Origin of the sequence: Rhizobium sp. SG570, assembly GCF_012275345.1 — a bacterium.
GTDB lineage: Bacteria > Pseudomonadota > Alphaproteobacteria > Rhizobiales > Rhizobiaceae > Rhizobium > Rhizobium lusitanum.
In genome coordinates this window covers 19,964-37,689 of the sequence record NZ_JAAZQI010000016.1, presented here as the reverse complement: position 1 = coordinate 37,689, position 17,726 = coordinate 19,964, and the positions used below count along the sequence as shown (strand labels likewise).

General features: G+C 60.3%; 13 protein-coding genes. 1 reads left to right on the top strand and 12 read right to left on the bottom strand.

Annotated features, from left to right (window positions below):
* Window positions 1-12: 12 nt before the first annotated feature.
* From FHT28_RS26805 to FHT28_RS26760, 10 genes are all read right to left on the bottom strand, one after another.
* A complete protein-coding gene (locus tag FHT28_RS26805) occupies window positions 13-936 on the bottom strand; it encodes a LysR substrate-binding domain-containing protein (RefSeq protein WP_168597866.1) in 924 nt (307 codons plus the stop codon).
* A 297-nt stretch (window positions 937-1,233) separates the two neighbouring features.
* Window positions 1,234-2,463 carry an MFS transporter gene (locus tag FHT28_RS26800; protein ID WP_168597865.1) on the bottom strand — a complete coding sequence of 410 codons (1,230 nt, stop codon included), beginning with the start codon at window positions 2,461-2,463 and terminating at the stop codon, window positions 1,234-1,236.
* 98 nt (window positions 2,464-2,561) lie between these two features.
* Complete coding sequence (locus tag FHT28_RS26795) at window positions 2,562-3,293, bottom strand: phenylalanine--tRNA ligase beta subunit-related protein (RefSeq protein ID WP_168597864.1); 732 nt, start codon at window positions 3,291-3,293, stop codon at window positions 2,562-2,564.
* Between the two features lie 82 nt (window positions 3,294-3,375).
* Window positions 3,376-4,185, bottom strand: coding sequence for an AraC family transcriptional regulator (locus FHT28_RS26790; protein ID WP_168597863.1), 810 nt, complete (start codon window positions 4,183-4,185; stop codon window positions 3,376-3,378).
* Between the two features lie 105 nt (window positions 4,186-4,290).
* Window positions 4,291-5,271 carry a DMT family transporter gene (locus FHT28_RS26785; RefSeq protein WP_037194568.1) on the bottom strand — a complete coding sequence of 327 codons (981 nt, stop codon included), beginning with the start codon at window positions 5,269-5,271 and terminating at the stop codon, window positions 4,291-4,293.
* 131 nt (window positions 5,272-5,402) lie between these two features.
* On the bottom strand, window positions 5,403-6,806 hold the full coding sequence (locus tag FHT28_RS26780; protein ID WP_246704961.1) for a DUF930 domain-containing protein: 1,404 nt from the start codon (window positions 6,804-6,806) through the stop codon (window positions 5,403-5,405).
* A 268-nt stretch (window positions 6,807-7,074) separates the two neighbouring features.
* Window positions 7,075-7,875 (bottom strand): APH(3')-II family aminoglycoside O-phosphotransferase, encoded by an 801-nt coding sequence (locus tag FHT28_RS26775; RefSeq protein ID WP_037194572.1) that lies wholly within the window; start codon window positions 7,873-7,875, stop codon window positions 7,075-7,077.
* 103 nt (window positions 7,876-7,978) lie between these two features.
* Window positions 7,979-10,039 carry an RNA polymerase sigma factor RpoD gene (rpoD, locus tag FHT28_RS26770; RefSeq protein ID WP_037194574.1) on the bottom strand — a complete coding sequence of 687 codons (2,061 nt, stop codon included), beginning with the start codon at window positions 10,037-10,039 and terminating at the stop codon, window positions 7,979-7,981.
* 449 nt (window positions 10,040-10,488) lie between these two features.
* The gene (gene tdh, locus FHT28_RS26765; RefSeq protein ID WP_037194576.1) at window positions 10,489-11,526 is read right to left on the bottom strand and encodes an L-threonine 3-dehydrogenase; all 1,038 of its coding nucleotides are present in this window, start codon (window positions 11,524-11,526) and stop codon (window positions 10,489-10,491) included.
* Window positions 11,527-11,547: 21 nt separating this feature from the next.
* Window positions 11,548-12,735, bottom strand: coding sequence for a glycine C-acetyltransferase (locus FHT28_RS26760; protein ID WP_047638625.1), 1,188 nt, complete (start codon window positions 12,733-12,735; stop codon window positions 11,548-11,550).
* A 263-nt stretch (window positions 12,736-12,998) separates the two neighbouring features.
* On the opposite strand from FHT28_RS26760, the gene FHT28_RS26755 reads away from it, so the two are divergent.
* Window positions 12,999-13,769 carry an SDR family oxidoreductase gene (locus FHT28_RS26755; protein ID WP_168597861.1) on the top strand — a complete coding sequence of 257 codons (771 nt, stop codon included), beginning with the start codon at window positions 12,999-13,001 and terminating at the stop codon, window positions 13,767-13,769.
* A 38-nt stretch (window positions 13,770-13,807) separates the two neighbouring features.
* Here FHT28_RS26755 and recQ read toward each other — a convergent pair whose 3' ends face one another.
* Both recQ and dnaG read right to left on the bottom strand, forming a co-directional pair.
* Entirely contained in the window at window positions 13,808-15,688 is a 1,881-nt protein-coding gene (gene recQ, locus FHT28_RS26750) for a DNA helicase RecQ (RefSeq protein WP_168597860.1), read from the bottom strand.
* A 7-nt stretch (window positions 15,689-15,695) separates the two neighbouring features.
* Entirely contained in the window at window positions 15,696-17,684 is a 1,989-nt protein-coding gene (gene dnaG / locus FHT28_RS26745) for a DNA primase (RefSeq protein WP_112440438.1), read from the bottom strand.
* Between the last annotated feature and the right edge of the window lie 42 nt (window positions 17,685-17,726).

Here is a 17,726-nt window from a genome sequence, read left to right as displayed (position 1 = left end):
GTTGTCCCCGGCTCAGGCGACCGAACGGACTTGCGAAAGCAGCCAGTTACGAAACAACGCCGCCGATGGATTTTGCAGGGCATTCTGCGGATAGACAAGATTGTAGCTGACTGCGGCGGGCTGGGCCTCGATAAAACACCGCACCAGTTTACCGTCGGCGATGTCACGCGCGACAAGCGAGCTGCGAACGAGGGCGAAACCGCGCCCTTCCCGGCATGCGTCAAGCATATCCGCAAAGCTCTCGAACAGAAGCCCATCCTCCACAGCAGCCACAATATCAAACTGCGTATCTGCCTCGCCGCTCCCGCCGGTGATCTGCTCATACCAGCGCTGCCAGTCCAATATCGTGTGGCGCATGCCGGTATAGCGCAGCAGCGGGGCGGCCCTTATGGCGTTACGCGGCGGCAATTGTTTGGAAAGCGCCGGCGAACTGACGACGAATTCCTCATCCGTCAGCAATTCCTCCTCGATAAGTCCGGCTTCGGCACGTCCGAGCCAGATCGCCAGATCGGCGCCGCCGGGCTTGAAATCCGGGCGCTGATAACCGACTGCCATCTTCAATTCGATATCCGGATGCCGCTGGCAGAAATCCGGCAGTCGCGAAGCGAGCCATTGGCTTGAAAACTCCGGCGAGACGAAAACGGCAACGCTGCGAACCGAGACGCTCGCCCTCGCCTGATAGAGCGCCGTCTCCAGCTCGGAGATCGTCCCCGCAATTGCGGGATGCAGGCGCGCGCCCAACGGCGTCAGCCTCGCCCCGGCCCGGCCCCGATCGAACAGTCTGCCTCCGATCCACCCCTCCAGCTGCGCAAGTTGATGGCTGACGGCGGTCTGCGTCTGGCCGATTCTATCAGCCGCGCGACCAAAGCCGCCGGTTTCGACGATCGCGCAAAATGCCTGCAGCACCGACAGGGGTGGAAGCGGCCTCTTTCCCATGAAAATCTCGCATGTTTAATCATCGGAGGCTTCATTATACACGACAAGGTTTCCAGTGCATCTGTCCTATCTAGGGAAGCCACCGGGTTTGCAATAGATGAGAAAATCTCATGTATATGGTTGGAGGCATCGGATTGCCGAGCACCTGGCTCGATCAATCCGCTGGCGTCGTCGTGAAAGAAAGCCGCCGATAAAAATGAATGGCAAACGCGATACGCTTTGCGTAGCAAACGAACATCTGCTGCGGGATGTGGGATTGCACAACGGCGCGGCAGATCAGTCCGATTATCGGAGCACCTAGCCCCTGAGCGTCTTGACCTTGGTCAGATCCGGAAAGATCCGCATCCACAGCAGCACCACGGCTATGGTGCCGACGCCGCCGACGATGCCGGTCAATACCGGCCCAAGAACGCTGGCGAGCATGCCGGACTCGAATTCGCCGAGCTGGTTGGATGTGCCGATGAACAGGGAGTTCACGGCATTGACGCGGCCACGCATGGTATCCGGCGTCAGAAGCTGCACGAGCGAGCTGCGCACGACAACGCTGACGGTATCCGACGCACCGACGACGAACAGTGCCGCCACGGAAAGGATGATATTGCTCGACAGCGCGAACACGATGGTGGCGACGCCGAAAATCAGCACCGCAAACAGCATCTTCTTGCCGACATCGCTCTGCAGTGGTCGCCGAGCCAGCCAGATCGACATCACCAATGCACCGACCGCCGGGGCGGCGCGCAATAAGCCGAGTCCCCAGGGGCCGGCATGCAGGATATCGCGGGCGAACATCGGGAGGAGTGCCGTCGCGCCGCCAAGCAGGACGGCGAAGAGATCGAGCGAGATCGTTCCCAGCATCACAGGCCGGCTTCTGATGAACGAAACGCCGGCAAAAACAGAACTCAGCGTCATCGGCTCCCGTGACGACGGCTGTTGCCGCTCGACACGTATCGAAATGACGTTGATGCTCGCAATGATGTAGAGCACCGCGGAAACGGCAAACGGTGCGACAGGGCTGACGCCATAAAGCAGGCCGCCGAGCGACGGGCCGATGATGAAGGCGGTCTGCATCATCGAGGTCGAGGTGGCAATGGCGACCTGAAGCAACGACGGCGGCACGATATTCGGCAGCAATGCCGCCATTGTCGGACGTTCGAAGGCTGTGGCCGCACCCATGACGGCAACGGCGGCGAGAATGCCGGCGGGACCGATCCACTGCTGCCAGACCGCCACGGCCAGCACGAGAGCGGTCAAGGCCTCGACCAGTTGGCAGGCGAGACCGATGCGGCGCCGGTCGAACCGGTCGGCGACATGGCCGACGACGAAGGTCAGGATGACCATGGGAAGAAACTGGCAGAAGCCGACCAGGCCGAGGAAAAAGGCGCTATGGGTCTGATCATAGATCATCCAGCCCATGGCGACGGTCACCGACTGAAAGCCTATCGAAGAAAAAACGCGCGACGCCGCAAAAGAACGGTAGCCGGGGTGACCGAGCACACCCGGCCGGTCTTGATTCTGCAGCGTATCCATGGGCTTTCTTCGTCTCCCGGCGCGGCTGCGCGGAGACATGTTTTCTCAATCGTTCGAAATTCTGTCGAAGCCCCTGCTCTGCCCGAACACGCCGGTTGTCAACCGCGTTTTTGCTCAGGTTGCAAATTCATCGCGGACGACAGATCAAATCGCGGTGATGAACGGCTAAGAAGCCCCGACCGCGCCTCTACCGACCAAACGCTCGCCAGCTCCGCCGCGATCATGCCGATCAGATGCGGGACATCGGCGCTTGCCGAGTCATGCAGCGCCTCGGCGACGATCAGCACGGACTTGGTATCCTCGCGCACGGCGGAACGGCCGCTTTGCCGGTTGGTCCAGCGCCGGGCGTGCGCCTGCCCGATAGTATCCGCAAAGATCACCTCTCCAGGCTCCGGATGCTCCGTCTCGCCGGAAAAGGTGAGGTAAGACTCGCTGCCGCCTGCATGCCGCACCTCGAGATCACCTGTTATCTTCGCAAGATCGAAAACAGCGACGGGAATGGCGAACGCGATCGACACGGCGTTGCAGAGGTCGACGAGCGGATGCAACTGCGGCAAGGAACCCTCCTGACGAAAACGGCGCAGCAGAGCCTCCGAGGCGCAGCGATATTGAGTGGGCTTCAACCCCATTTTTGAAAAGCTGCGCCGCCAGGCCTGAATTTCGGGCATCTCACTTTCGGAGCCTTGCGCCAATCGCTCCGCGGCGGTCGCATGATAGCTGGCGATGCGATCTGTAACGATAGCATCCGCGCTGATCCCTTCGGCAAACAAAACGCCGGGAACCAATTCGGGAAACTCGCTCCACATCTCGTTCGAATGGCGGAAATACATGGCTTCTCCTTCTGCATCTCGGGCTTGGTGCCGCAGAAAACCCCGTTGTCATCGCCCGGTCTTGAACAAAATTGCAGAGGCTCTAGCCGGCCGCTGCTGCGTATGCGCCCGGCGATATGCCGAAATTGCGCACGAAGAGCCGCGTCATGTGGCTTTGATCCGCAAAGCCGCTGGCAAAGGCCGCCTCGGCCAATGGCGTGCCCGCCGCGATCAATCGCCGAGCCTCATGGATGCGACGCTGCAGCAGATAGGCATGCGGTGTGAGCCCCGTCGCCTTGGTGAAAGCCCGCAGAAACCGGAAATGGCTTAGCCCGCAGGCATCCGCGAGTTCGGCAAGCGTCAGGGGTGCCGCGGGATCATGCTCGATCAGATCGCGCGCACGACCGATGGCTGCAGGAACAGCTGTATCGCGCGGCGCCGGCACTCCCTCGCTCATCACAGCAGCGACCAGCGATAACAACAACCCATCCTGCAACAGTGCATCCTGTGGCGCGGCGTTGCCAGCCAGAAGCGGGAACAGGGTTTTGAAACACGACGCCACTTGGCCGTTGCGAATGACTGGCGACGGAAATTCAGCGCCGCCAAGGCTCCCCTCGCCGATATCGTCAAGCAGATCGCCGATCAGCCTCGGATCGAAATAGAGCATCGACCATGCCCGGCTTTCGCCGATGGGCGTGCCGTCATGCACTTCGTTCGGATTGACGCTGATGATATCCCCTGCCTCGGCCCGCACCATTCCGCGCCCGCTGAGCGACGCCTGCGCGCCGGATTCGATGATGCCGATGCCGAATTGGTCATGCGTATGCTTGGGAAAACAGTGACTGGCCTCGGCCTTCACGACCTCGATACCTGCCGCACGGGAGCGGAATATCCTGAACTGGCCGGATCTCATGATGATCCTTTTCCAAACGGACAGGCTTCCTGCCCCGAAAACTTCGGCAAAGATTAGCGCGGCGGCGCTATCGCATGCAATGCGTGCCCCATCGGCAGATGCGCGTCACCTGCCGGGTGCTTCCGTCCGTTCATCCTGCGCCGTCGCCAATGCCGTCTGGGTATTACCCGCAACGGCCGCCGGCAGCGGCGTGCCACGCTTGCGCTCGCGCGCCAGCGTCAGCAGGCCGGAAAAGATGATGAGGACGATGCCGAAGGCCATGGGCGTATCGATGCTGTCATTGAACAGCAGATAACCGAACACGATGGCCCACAGCATCTGGCTGTATTGCGGCGGAGCGACAAGATTGGCCGGCGCCATACGGGCGGCATTCATCAACAACACGTTGCCGAAGGCGCCCAGCAGGCCATAGCTCGCCAGGAAAATCCACTGCGTCGCCGTCGGCGTGGTGACCTCCGAGAGCATGAGGAAGCCGCTGACGATCAGCGTGCCGAACAGGCCCGCCCCATAGAGCGAGATACGCTTCTCTTTCGATCCGAGCGCGCGGTTGATGACGATCGAAATCGCGGCAGCAAGCCCACCGATCGCGGCGCAGAGATGGCCGATCGAGAGCTCGCGAAAACCTGGCCGCAAGACGATGAGTACGCCGACGAACCCCAGGATGACGGCCGTCCAGCGCTGCCAGCGCACATCTTCCTTGAGGAAGACAACGGAGAGGATCGTAACGAAGGACGGCAGCAGGAAGAGCAGCGCAAAGGCTTCCGCCATAGGCAGCTTGGTAAAGGCGACGACGGAGCAGATCGCGCCCGTAGCACCGCAGATGAAGCGCAACAGCCACAGGGGCCGGTTCGACGTCTTCACCATATCGATCCAGCCATCCTCCCGCCGCTTCAGAAAGGGCACGGCGGCAAAGCCGAACAGAGCGCCGATGAAGGCCACCTGATAGGAGGGAACCACACCATGCAGGATCTTGATCGAGGCATCGCTGAAGGCAAAGACGGCATAAGACGCGAACGCCACGAGGACGCCACGCAAGGCGGAGCGGCCGGCGGCTGCGGAACTTGAATCGGCAGTAATCGAGGACATCGGAATCGTACAATGCGACGGGAGGAGAATTGAATCAGGTAGATACAGCCAATTGTATGATGAAATAGGCCGAATTTCGATGGGGATGCTAATAAACTATTGTTTCAGGTGGATGCGCTAAAGGAGCCACATCAATTTCCAACAGAACCCAGCCTGTCGAATTGATCTGGCGAAACGGGGCCCCTGTCCGTATAAGAAAAAGCTATAACCTTGAGGGCATCGCTATCCACCTCGCAAGTGAATGCCACTCTCCGCCAACCATTGGGAGTCTGCACTGCAGCACCGTCACCGAATAGGCTGATATCAGAAAGCATCGCCTGCGATAGAGCTGAATTAGCATAGACGTATCCAACTGCGCGAAAATCACGACCAAACTGTATTTTCTCTTCGGAATTGCAGAGATACTTTACCCGATCGCGCCGCGGCAGTTTCTTCCAAGCGTCGTAGTCACTCTTCGAAAGGCGGGCCATCTCGGCACCCGAATAGAGCTTCTTGGCCTGAACAGCCCGCTTCGGCATGAGAGATTTAGGCCGCGGTGGCTCCGCAACCAATGCTGTACCGCCTTCAGCCGGATTGCCCTGGCTGTTCGAAGCAGATTGACTGTCAGCGCTTTGCTGCGCGGGAGATGGCCTGACCGCGGGAACGACGATCTGCGGCGGGTCTTTCGCCTCATCCTTTGCCTGCGCGGCGGGAGACTGCTGCTGCGGATCGGCTTGCGCCTGTGGATCATTTGGATCGGCCGACGGCGCCTGCGGTTGCTGCACCTGCGAATCCGAAGGCTCGTTGGTCGCCAACACATCGGGTGCCGCAGAGGATGCCTTGGCGGTCGAGTCGCTTGCCGGCGACTGAGCAGCATTTGCCTGCTGATCCTTGGCTTCTGCCTGCTGTTGGGCTTCCTGCGCCTCCCGCGCGGCTTGTGCTTGCGCCTGAGCCTGATCGGCAGCGGCCCGCGCCTGTTGCTCGGCGGCTGCGTCGTTCGGCGGCGTTGGGGGTGTGTCGTTCGGTTGCTCGGCGGCATCAGCAGCCTGCTGCGTGGTCGTCGGATCCTTCTGATCGCCCTTCATGTCAGGAAGAGGCGTCTCGGTAGCCGAGGGCTGCTGTTCTGCCTTATCGACGGGCTTGTCAGCACCCGGATCATCAGGTTTGGGCTCTGGCTTCGCCTGCTCTACCGGCTTGTCGGCCTTGGCGTCGTCAGGCTTGGCTGCAGGCTTCTCTGCCTGCTCCTTGCCCTTGGGATCGGATTGCTTTGGCGGCTGTTCGTCCGCCTTTTTTCCCTCGGGCTGCTGTGGCTGCTCTTGAGCTTCAGCGGTCTGCTGCTGCGGCTTCTCGTCGGGCTTAGGCGTCGGCTTCGGAGGCTGGTCGGGCTTCTCGTTCGCCTTTGTCGCAAGCTCCTGCTTTTCCTCCTGCTGCGGCACGAGCTCGACGTTGACGCTCTGCTCAGGCTTCGCCTGTGGCGGTGCGGGCAGCAGCGGCAGCAGAAAAATAGCAACAAACAGGACATGCAGGAGGATCGACAGGACAAAGCCCGGCCTCATCTCTTTGTCCCGTTTTTCCGCAACCTTTTCCATCGTTCAGCGGATGACTCGCGAAGAAAAAGCAATCAAGAGGAAATTGCGCATCGATTCATTCGATCCTTAGCGGCAAACAGATCGGACCTCGCCGGCCCGCAGACATATGGTATGCAACAACACGACACGAAAGAGGCAATTGCCGAAATCGAACTTGTCAGGCCACCGTTCTATCCGCAATGGCTCAAAAACACACCTGCGTGATCGGGTGACCTGAGAATCCATTCATCCATCGTCAAAAGAACTCATCCAGCAGCCGATAGTAAGCCGCCTTTTCAGAGTGCATCTCAAAGTTTCCATATGCCTTCAAAAAGTCGGCAACAAGATCTTCCCCGAAATTGCGCGCGATGCTGCCGCAGGCCAGTGCAATATCCTGATGGCGATCGGCAACGCCGAGGCGGCCGCAATCGATGTAGCCACTGATGCTGCCTTCGTGAGCGACAAAATTCGGGAGGCAGGCATCGCCGTGGGTCACCACCAGATCCTCCGTCTTCGGCCTGCGCTCTTCAAGCTCCCGGAACAGATCCTGCGCCGATCTCCCCAGCCTTGCGTCATCGAAATCGTCTTCGTCCACACAGCCTGCGAGCAACCGCGCTTTTGCATCCGCAATCCTGTTCTCCAGGCGATGATCAAAAGGACAGGTAGCAATATCCAGTCCGTGCAGCCGCCGCAGTGCAGCGGCCAAGATCCGCACTCTTTCGATCGGCGGCAATCGATCATTACTGACTAGATCAGTGCCCGGAAGCGCACTCATCAACAGCCACTCTCGCCCACCGTCTGTCTCGTGGGCAATCACCTCGGGGCACGCAAGTCCCTTCGATGCGAGCCATCGAAGCCTGGAAACCTCACCCGCTAGCTCGCCCAGCGGATGAATGATCTCCGTCTTGAGATAGATGGGCGCTCGGCCAACAGCTTCGAGCCGAAAGACATGGGCCGGGGAGCGGCCGAGCTCGGCCGGTCGCCAATCATATCCCGCGAGCAGATCGCGCAGCCGTGCCGGCAGAGACATTTCGATAGTCTGCGGCTTGTTCGCCATGGCCCGAACCCTGATCCCGATCCGTTATCAATGGAAAACCCGGCTCGCTTTCGCAAACCGGGTTCGATTTCATAACAACGCCGATGCCGGCTTGCGCCCGGCCCTAGCTGTCGAGGAAGCTTCTGAGCTTGCGGCTGCGGCTCGGATGCTTGAGCTTGCGCAATGCCTTGGCCTCGATCTGACGGATACGTTCGCGCGTAACCGAGAACTGCTGGCCGACTTCCTCAAGCGTGTGGTCGGTGTTCATGCCGATGCCGAAGCGCATGCGCAGCACGCGCTCTTCGCGCGGCGTCAGCGATGCCAGAACGCGGGTCGTCGTCTCGCGCAGGTTCGCCTGGATGGCGGCGTCGATCGGCAGAAGCGCGTTCTTGTCCTCGATGAAATCGCCGAGGTGCGAATCCTCTTCGTCACCGACAGGCGTTTCGAGCGAAATCGGCTCCTTGGCGATCTTCAGCACCTTGCGCACCTTTTCGAGCGGCATGGCGAGCTTTTCGGCCAGTTCTTCCGGCGTCGGCTCGCGGCCGATCTCGTGTAGCATCTGGCGCGAGGTGCGAACGATCTTGTTGATCGTCTCGATCATATGCACCGGAATACGGATCGTGCGGGCCTGGTCGGCGATCGAGCGGGTGATCGCCTGCCTGATCCACCAGGTGGCGTAGGTCGAGAACTTGTAGCCGCGGCGATATTCGAACTTATCGACCGCCTTCATCAGGCCGATATTGCCTTCCTGAATGAGGTCGAGGAACTGCAGGCCGCGGTTGGTGTATTTCTTGGCGATGGAGATGACGAGGCGCAGGTTCGCTTCGACCATTTCCTTCTTGGCGATGCGGGCTTCGCGCTCGCCCTTCTGCACCATGTGCACGATCCGGCGGAATTCTGAGATAGAGATTCCGGTTTCAGTCGCAAGATTCTGAATTTCCTGGCGAATGTCGCGGATCGTCGTGTTTTCGTTCCGGGCGAATTCTTTCCAGCCGCGTGCGGCCAGATTGCCGATCGACTTCATCCAGTTCGGATCGAGCTCGGCACCCTGATACTGCTCGAGGAAGCTATCGCGCTTGACGCCATGAGATTCGGCAAGACGCAACAGACGACCTTCGTTCTGCACGAGGCGCTTGTTGATGTCATAGAGCTGCTCGACGAGGGCGTCGATGCGGTTCTGGTTCAGCGACAGCGACTTGACCGACTTGATCAACTCGTCCTTCAGCTCCTTGTAACGGCGCTCCTGCGCCGACGACAACGTGCCCGAGGCCGACAGGCGCTGTTCGACCTGCTGGTCCTGCAGCTTGCGCAGCTTCTTGTAGGTCTCGGCGATCGTGTCGAGCGTCAGCATGACCTGCGGACGCAGCTCGGCTTCCATCGCGGCGAGAGAGAGGCTGGATTCGTCCTCGTCCTCTTCTTCCTCCTCGATCGGCATGCCTTCGCCGCCGACATTGGTAATGTCGTCGTCGCCATTCGGCGAACGGCCACGGCGTGCCTTTTCCTTTTCCTCGGCCGCCTTGCGGTCGGCTTCGATCTTCTCGGGGCTCTGGAACTGCGGCGCAGCCTTGGCTTCGGGACCGGAATAGGTGGTTTCGAGATCGATGATCTCACGCAGCAGCGTGGTGCCTTCGTTGAGTTCGTCGCGCCAGATAATAAGCGCCTGGAACGTCAACGGGCTTTCACAGAGGCCACCGATCATGGTTTCGCGGCCGGCCTCGATGCGCTTGGCGATCGCAATTTCGCCTTCGCGCGACAGCAGCTCGACTGAACCCATTTCGCGCAGGTACATGCGCACCGGGTCGTCCGTGCGGTCTGTCGGCTCTTTCTTCTTGGCGGTGGCGAGCGCCGAACCCGTCGAAGGCGCCAGCTCGCCGCCTTCTCCGTCCTCGTCGCCACCGGCATCGTCATCGTCGTTCGACGGGGCACCCGCCTCTTCGACGTCCTCGTCCTCGATGACGTTGATGCCCATGTCTGAAAGCATGGCCATCGTGTCTTCGATCTGTTCCGATGTCACTTCTTCGGACGGCAGGACGGCATTGAGCTCGTCCATCGTCACATAGCCGCGCTTCTTCGCGGCCTTGATCATCTTCTTGACCGCGTCATCGGAAAGATCGAGAAGCGGGCCGTCGGAGGTGCCGTCGCGTTCGACTTCAGCTTCTTCGTTCTCTTTGACCTTGGTTGCCATCTCTATATCGTCGCTTTCCCTGACGCTGCAAACTTACACGCGGTAGAACATTTCAATCTGGCCGGCACGCCCTGCGCCAGCCTCGACTCACCGACAAACACCTAACGGAATGACCTTTAATGCCCGATTAACCACGATCACCGCTACCGGATGGCAAAGCTGGATTGCGTTTGGATTTCCGGCCATGTTATTAGGTGATCCGCTTGATCCAGTATACCGTTCTTTCCGAAGTCAAACGGTGATTCCTAGATTTTTTGTTCTCGTCAAGCTTTTCCAGCAAAAAAGCCCGTTAAATACCCGAAAAAGCCTTATCCACAGGCTCGGTGCGCCATAAACGATTGCTTTCGGTATTTAGGAAGTCCCCGCGCGATGACAAGAGCATGCGAACCAAACGCTCGCATTTCCTGCATCGAGACCTGCTACCGATGTAGAAAAGCGACAGTTGGGGGTCAATTCCAGTCCATGACCACCTTGCCGGAGTTGCCGGAGCGCATAGCTTCGAAGCCCTCGCGAAAATCATCTATGCCGATACGATGGGTGATGACGGGCGATACATCGAGACCACCTTGCACGAAGGCGATCATCTTGTACCAGGTCTCGAACATCTCGCGACCGTAGATGCCTTTCAGGTTCAGCATCTTGAAGATGACTTTGTTCCAGTCGATCTCGAAGCCGGCCGGCGCGATGCCGAGAATGGCGATCTTGCCGCCATTGTTCATCTTGTCGATCATATCGCGAAAGGCCGGTGCCGCGCCCGACATTTCCAGACCGACGTCGAAGCCTTCGGTCATGCCGATGGCCTTCATCACATCGGCGAGGTTCTCCTTCGAAGCGTCGACGACATGCTCGATGCCGACCTTGCGGGCAAGTGCCAGCCGGGTGGGATTGATATCGGTGATGACGACCTTGCGCGCGCCGGAGCGCTTGGCGACCATGGCACCCATGATGCCGATCGGGCCTGCGCCCGTCACGAGCACGTCCTCGCCGACCAGATCGAAGGAAAGTGCCGTGTGCACCGCGTTGCCGAACGGGTCGAAAATCGCGGCGACTTCATCCGGAATATCGTCGGGGATCGGAACGACGTTGGATTCGGGAATGCAGACGAATTCGCCGAAGGAGCCGGGTCGATTGACGCCGACGCCAAGCGTGTTGCGGCAGAGGTGGCCTCTGCCCGCGCGGCAGTTGCGGCATTTGCCGCAGACGATGTGCCCCTCGCCGGAGACGCGCTCGCCGACGTGATACTTCGTCACCGCCGAACCGACCTCGGCGATCTCGCCACAGAATTCGTGCCCAACGACCATCGGCACCGGAATGGTCTTCTGCGCCCATTGGTCCCAGTTCCAAATGTGGACATCGGTCCCGCAGATCGCCGACTTCTTGACCCGAATCAGGACATCATTCGGCCCGACCTCGGGAACCGGAACATGCTCCATCCACAACCCGACTTCCGGCTTGGATTTGACCAGCGCTTTCATCATGTTCGACATGATCGGTTCTCTCCAACCAATTCAAATAATTCCGAGTTCTCGTCCGGCTTCCGCAAAGGCGGCGATCGCCTTTTCGACATCAGCCTTCGAGTGCGCGGCCGACATCTGCGTGCGGATGCGCGCCTGTCCCTTCGGTACGACGGGGAAGGAAAAGCCGATGACGTAGACGCCCTTTTGCAGCATCAGCGCCGCCATCTCCTGCGCCAGCTTGGCATCGCCAAGCATGACAGGGATGATCGGGTGATCGGCGCCTGCGAGCGTGAAACCGAGCTTGGTCATTTCGCTGCGGAAGAGTTCGGCATTGCCACGGAGACGATCGCGAAGAGCGTCGCCGTTGTCGATCAGGTCGAAGACTTTCAGCGAGGCAGCGGCGATGACCGGCGCCAGCGTGTTGGAAAAGAGATAGGGGCGCGACCGCTGCCGCAGCCAATCGACGATTTCGCCTCTGGCCGAGGTATAGCCACCCGAAGCACCGCCAAGCGCCTTGCCGAGCGTGCCGGTGATGATATCGATCCGCCCCTCGACGCCGCAATGCTCCGGCGATCCCCGACCATGAGCGCCGACAAAGCCGACGGCATGGCTGTCATCGACCATGACCATGGCACCGTATTTCTCGGCCAGATCGCACACGCCGCCGAGATTGGCGATGATACCGTCCATGGAGAAGACGCCGTCGGTCGCGATCAGCTTGAAGCGGCTGCCTTCGGCCTTCTTCAGCTCTTCCTCCAGCGCCGCCATGTCGTTGTTGGCGTAGCGGAAGCGCTTGGCCTTGGAAAGCCGCACGCCATCGATGATCGAGGCATGGTTGAGCGCATCCGAGATAATGGCGTCTTCCTCCGACAGCAGCGTCTCGAACAGCCCGCCATTGGCATCGAAGCAGGAGGAGTAGAGGATGGTATCCTCCATGCCGAGAAACGCCGAAATCCGCGCTTCCAGCTGCTTGTGCTCTTCCTGCGTGCCGCAGATGAAGCGAACCGAGGCCATGCCGTAGCCGTAGCGATCGAGCCCCTTTTTTGCCGCCTCGGCAAGCTCCTCGTTGTCGGCGAGGCCAAGGTAATTGTTGGCGCAGAAATTGAGCACGCGGGCGCCGCCGACGACAGCGATTTCACCGGCTTGCTTGGAGGTGATGACGCGCTCGGGCTTGTAGAGACCAGCTTCTTTCAAGCCGAGAAGTTCTTTGCGCAGATGTGATAGAAATTCTGAGGTCATTGTCGCATTCCGATGCTGGTCACAGTGCCTAACTATTCAAGAAATAACACAGGATTCGGCCCCTTGCTGCATCCAGCAGCGGCAAAAATGCGTAGCGCCGTGACGTCAGCGCGATAGGGAGCAGGTTCGATATTATCTGTCAAACTGACCCGGATATACGCAAGTTCTTGGGCAGGGTTCATCGGTTGCTATTGCAAAAATTACTTGACTGAGTCCATTATCTTGCTGCAGATCGATCTTGATCGCATGATAGAGGGAGAGCAATGAGCATATTTCACAGATTCTCCCTCGCGGGACGGGTCGTGCTCGTCACCGGCGGCGGACGAGGCCTTGGGTTCGAAATGGCGAAAGCACTTGCCGACGCGGGAGCGCATGTCATCGTCAATGGGCGCACGATCGCAACGGTAGACAGCGCCGTGAAAGCCATTCAAGCAGCTGGCGGCTCCGCGGAAGCAGCAGCTTTCGACATTGCCGACCGCGAAGCGCAGCGCGCGGCGATGGCGGATATCGAGAAAAATCATAGCCGGCTCGACATATTGATCAACAATGTCGGCGCCCGCGACAGGCGGCCCTTGGCCGACTTCGACGACGAAGCGATTCTCGCCCTCCTCAACACGGATCTGGCCGCCTCGATCACGCTCTCGCGCGATGCCGCCCGCCTGATGAAACGGCACAATCATGGGCGGCTGATCTCGGTCACCTCGATCAGCGGCCAAGTCGTCATGCCTGGCGACTGCGTCTACCCCGCAGCCAAACAGGGGCTGACCGGCCTTATGCGCGGCATGGCGGTGGAATTCGGCCCCTACGGCATCACCAGCAATGCCATCGCTCCAGGCTGGTTCGCGACGGAAACGAATGCCGCGATGGCCTCGAATGAGGAACTGGTCCCTTTCGTGCGCCAGCGCATCCCGGTTCAGCGCTGGGGACGGCCGGACGAGATCGCGGGCGCTGCATTGTTCCTCGCCAGCGACGCTGCCTCCTTCGTCAACGGCCATGTCTTGACCGTCGACGGTGGCATGACCGTACGCATGTAGCGTGAGATTGTCTCGATTTCACATTTAGATGCGAAATGTCACCGGCCGGTGAAATCTGAAATCACTGCGAGAAACGCATCCCCGTAGCGTTCGAGCTTCGACTGCCCAACGCCCGAAATCCCGAGGAGTGCCTTATGGCTCTTCGGCCGCTCCGTCGCAAAGGCGATAAGGGTCGTGTCCGGAAAGACGACATAGGGCGGCACGCCCAGTTCTTCGGCGATCCTGGTCCGCTCGGCGCGCAGCGCATCGAACAGAGCCTGCGCCTCGCCGGCAAGACCATGTGCCGGTTTCTCCGACCGTCCCGCCTTCTTGCTCCGGCGACCCGCTTCCGGCCGATCCTTGCGAAAGAAGACCTGTCGCTCGCGTTTGAAAACCGCCCTCGCCTGGTCTTCGAGTTTCATCGCGCCAAAAGCCGTATGATCGACGGTGATGAAGCCGTTCGCCAGCAATTGCCGGAAGATCGACTGCCAGGTGCGAGACGGAATATCCTTTCCGGCGCCGAAAACGGGCATATCGACATGGCCGAACCGCTCCGTCTTGTCATTGACCGTGCCCATCAGCACATCGATCACATGACCGGTGCCGAAACGCTCACCGGTGCGATAGACCGCCGCCAGCGCCTTGATTGCCGCTTCCGTGCCGTCCCAGGTCTCCACAGGTTTCAGGCAGGTATCGCAATTGCCGCAACGGCCGCCATGCGCCTCGCCGAAATGCGCAAGAATGGCCTGTCGCCGGCAGCCGGCAGTTTCGCAGATGGCGAGCAGCGCATTGAGCTTTCCTCGCTCCACGCGCTTGATCTCATCGGCTGCATTGCCCTCATCGATCATGCGCCGCCGCTGGATGACATCGGCCATGCCGTAGGCCATCCACACCTCGGACGGTAGGCCGTCACGCCCGGCACGACCTGTCTCCTGATAATAGGCCTCGACCGAACCCGGCAGATCGAGATGGGCGACATAGCGCACGTTCGGCTTGTCGATGCCCATGCCGAAGGCGACCGTCGCGACAAGGCAAAGGTCTTCTTCTTTCAGGAAGGCATCCTGATTGGCATCGCGAAGCGATCGGTCCATCCCGGCATGGTAGGCGAGCGCCCGGATGCCCTGCCCATTCAGCCATTCAGCCGTGTCCTCGACCTTTGCCCGCGACAGGCAGTAGACGATGCCGCTGTCGCCGCGGTGGCCATCGAGAAAGCGCAGCAATTGCTGGCGCGGCTGATCGCGCTCGACAATTTCATAGGCAATATTCGGCCGGTCGAAACTGGTGGTGAAAACCTTGGCACCGCCGAGAGCAAGCCGCTCGATGATATCGTCGCGGGTATGCGGATCGGCCGTCGCCGTCAGCGCGATGCGCGGCACGCGGGGAAAAAGTTCCGCAAGCTTGCCCAGATCCCGATATTCCGGCCTGAAATCATGCCCCCATTGAGACACGCAATGCGCTTCGTCTATCGCAAACAGCGCGATCTTCGCCCTGGCGATCATCTGCTGGAAGCCATCGGTAAGAATGCGCTCGGGCGTCACATAGAGCATGTCGAGCGTGCCACTGGAGACGGCGCGATAGACATCGCTCGCCTCATCGCGCGACAGGGATGAATTCAAGGCGGCCGCGCGGATGCCGAGCTGTTTCATCGCCTCCACCTGATCCCGCATCAAGGCGATCAGCGGCGAAACGACGATGCCGATACCGTCACGGCAAAGTGCGGGAATCTGGAAACACAGCGACTTGCCGGCCCCGGTCGGAAACAGCACGACGGCATCGCCGCCGGAGACGACATGCTCGACCACCTGCTGCTGCTTGCCGCGAAACGCGGTATAACCATAGACACGCTTCAACACATCGAGCGGCGCGGGCGCCCCGGCACGATCGCCGAACAAGGCATCATCGGCGGAAAATCGCGGTTCCAGTCTATCCGGCAGTGACATCTATTCCCTACTTTCCCGCAGCGCTTTTGACTCTGCCGGAAAGCACGCCAAAGCCATCGATGATCGCCTCCTGGTTTTCCAGCCGCACCGCTTCGAGCTGCACTTCCTGCAAGGCGCGCATCAACTGCTCGATAAGCTCGCCGTCACTATCTTCCGTTGCCTCGGCAATCGCGCCTTCCAATTCGATCTTGTGCCAGCGCAGTGCCTTGGAACGCTTGTGAAGCGCCAACGCCTGGCGATAGCCTTCGCGCGCGTCTTCCATCGCGGCTTCCTCGGTTGCCGTCCATAGCCTGGCGTTGCGGACCTGCTGGTCGAGATTCTTCAGCAATGAGCCGAAGTCCTGCTCCTCCAACTGCTCGACCAGCCGCTCGCGGATGAGCTGCGGCGCGGCCATGGCTGCGGCGATCCCGAGAACCGCCGACCAGAGACGCTGCAATTCGCGGCTCTCGTAGTCGATAGCGGCGATCTCGTCATATTCGTCCTGCAACAGCAGCGGATGATTGACGATGGTCAGCGCCAGAACGCTTTCGCGCAGGCTCGGAATGTCCTGATGCCCCTTGATCATGGCCGAACGCGTCAAGCGATCGGACGCTGTCGTACTGACCGGCCGATCGCGGCCCTGCTGCCCGCCGCGACCTGTGAAATTGCGGCCATTGCCATCACGGGAAAAGCCTCGCCCCTGCTGATTGCCGCCACGCTGGAACTGCGGCTGGAAGAGACTGTTCAACCGCTCGCGCATATTCTGCTGATAGTGTCGGCGGACATCCTCGTCCACGATAACAGACACGATGCGCCTCAGCCGGGCTTCGAGTTCCGCCCGCGCCTCAGGCGTTTCGAACGTGCCGCTACCGGCCTCTCTGACCCAGATCAGATCGGCCAGCGGCTTCGCCTGTGCGAGAACCTTGTCGAAAGGCGCACGACCGTCGTGACGGACGAGATCGTCCGGATCCTTACCATCGGGCAGCAGTGCGAAACGGACGGTGCGGCCCGGCTTGATATGCGGCAGCGCCAGGTCGGCGGCGCGGTTGGCGGCGCGAAATCCCGCGCCATCGCCATCAAAGCAGAGTACCGGCTCCGGCGTCATTTTCCACAGGAGATCCAGCTGATTCTCGGTCAACGCCGTGCCGAGGGGCGCAACGGCATTCTCGATGCCCGCCTGATGCAGGGCTATGACATCCATATAGCCTTCGACGGCAATGATAGTGCCTGCGCCGTCGGCACCCTGGGCAGCGCGGCGCGCGCGTGTGAAATTATAAAGCACATTGCCCTTGTGGAAGAGCTCGGTCTCGTTGGAATTGAGATATTTCGCCGGCGCGTCCGATGACATGGCGCGGCCGCCGAAGGCGATCACCTTCTCGCGCGACGACAGGATCGGAAACATGATGCGATCCCGGAAGCGATCGTATGAGACCGGCACGTTCTCGTGCACGACCAGGCCGCAGGCTTCCATCTGCTCCTTCAATACGCCCTTGCCGGCAAGAAACTCCTTCAGCGCATTGCGGCTGTCAGGGGAATAGCCGAGACGGAAAGTCTCGATGGTGCGGCCGGTCAGACCACGATCGCGCAGATAGGCGCGAGCACGGGCGCCGTTGGCAGTCTGCAGCTGATCCTGAAAGAACTGAGTCGCCATCTCCATGACGTCGAGCAGCGACGTGCGCTCCTTCTCCCGCTTTGCCTCCACGGGATCGGCCACAGGCATGGGGACGCCCGCCATGTCGGCGATCTGCTGCACCGCCTCGGGAAAGCTCAGTCCCTCCAGCTCGGTGAGGAAACGGAAATGATCGCCCGTCACGCCGCAGCCGAAGCAGTGATAGCGGCCCTTGCGATCCTCACAGTGGAAACTCGGCGACTTCTCGCCATGGAAAGGGCAGCAGGCCCAAAAATCTCCACGCGGCACGTTGGTCTTGCGGCGGTCCCAGCTCACGCGACGACCGATCACGTCCGAAATCAGAACGCGGTCGCGAATCTCATCGAGAAACGTATTGGAAAATCGCATGGCTACCTCTGGCTTATCCCATATAAACAGGAATGGCGCGCA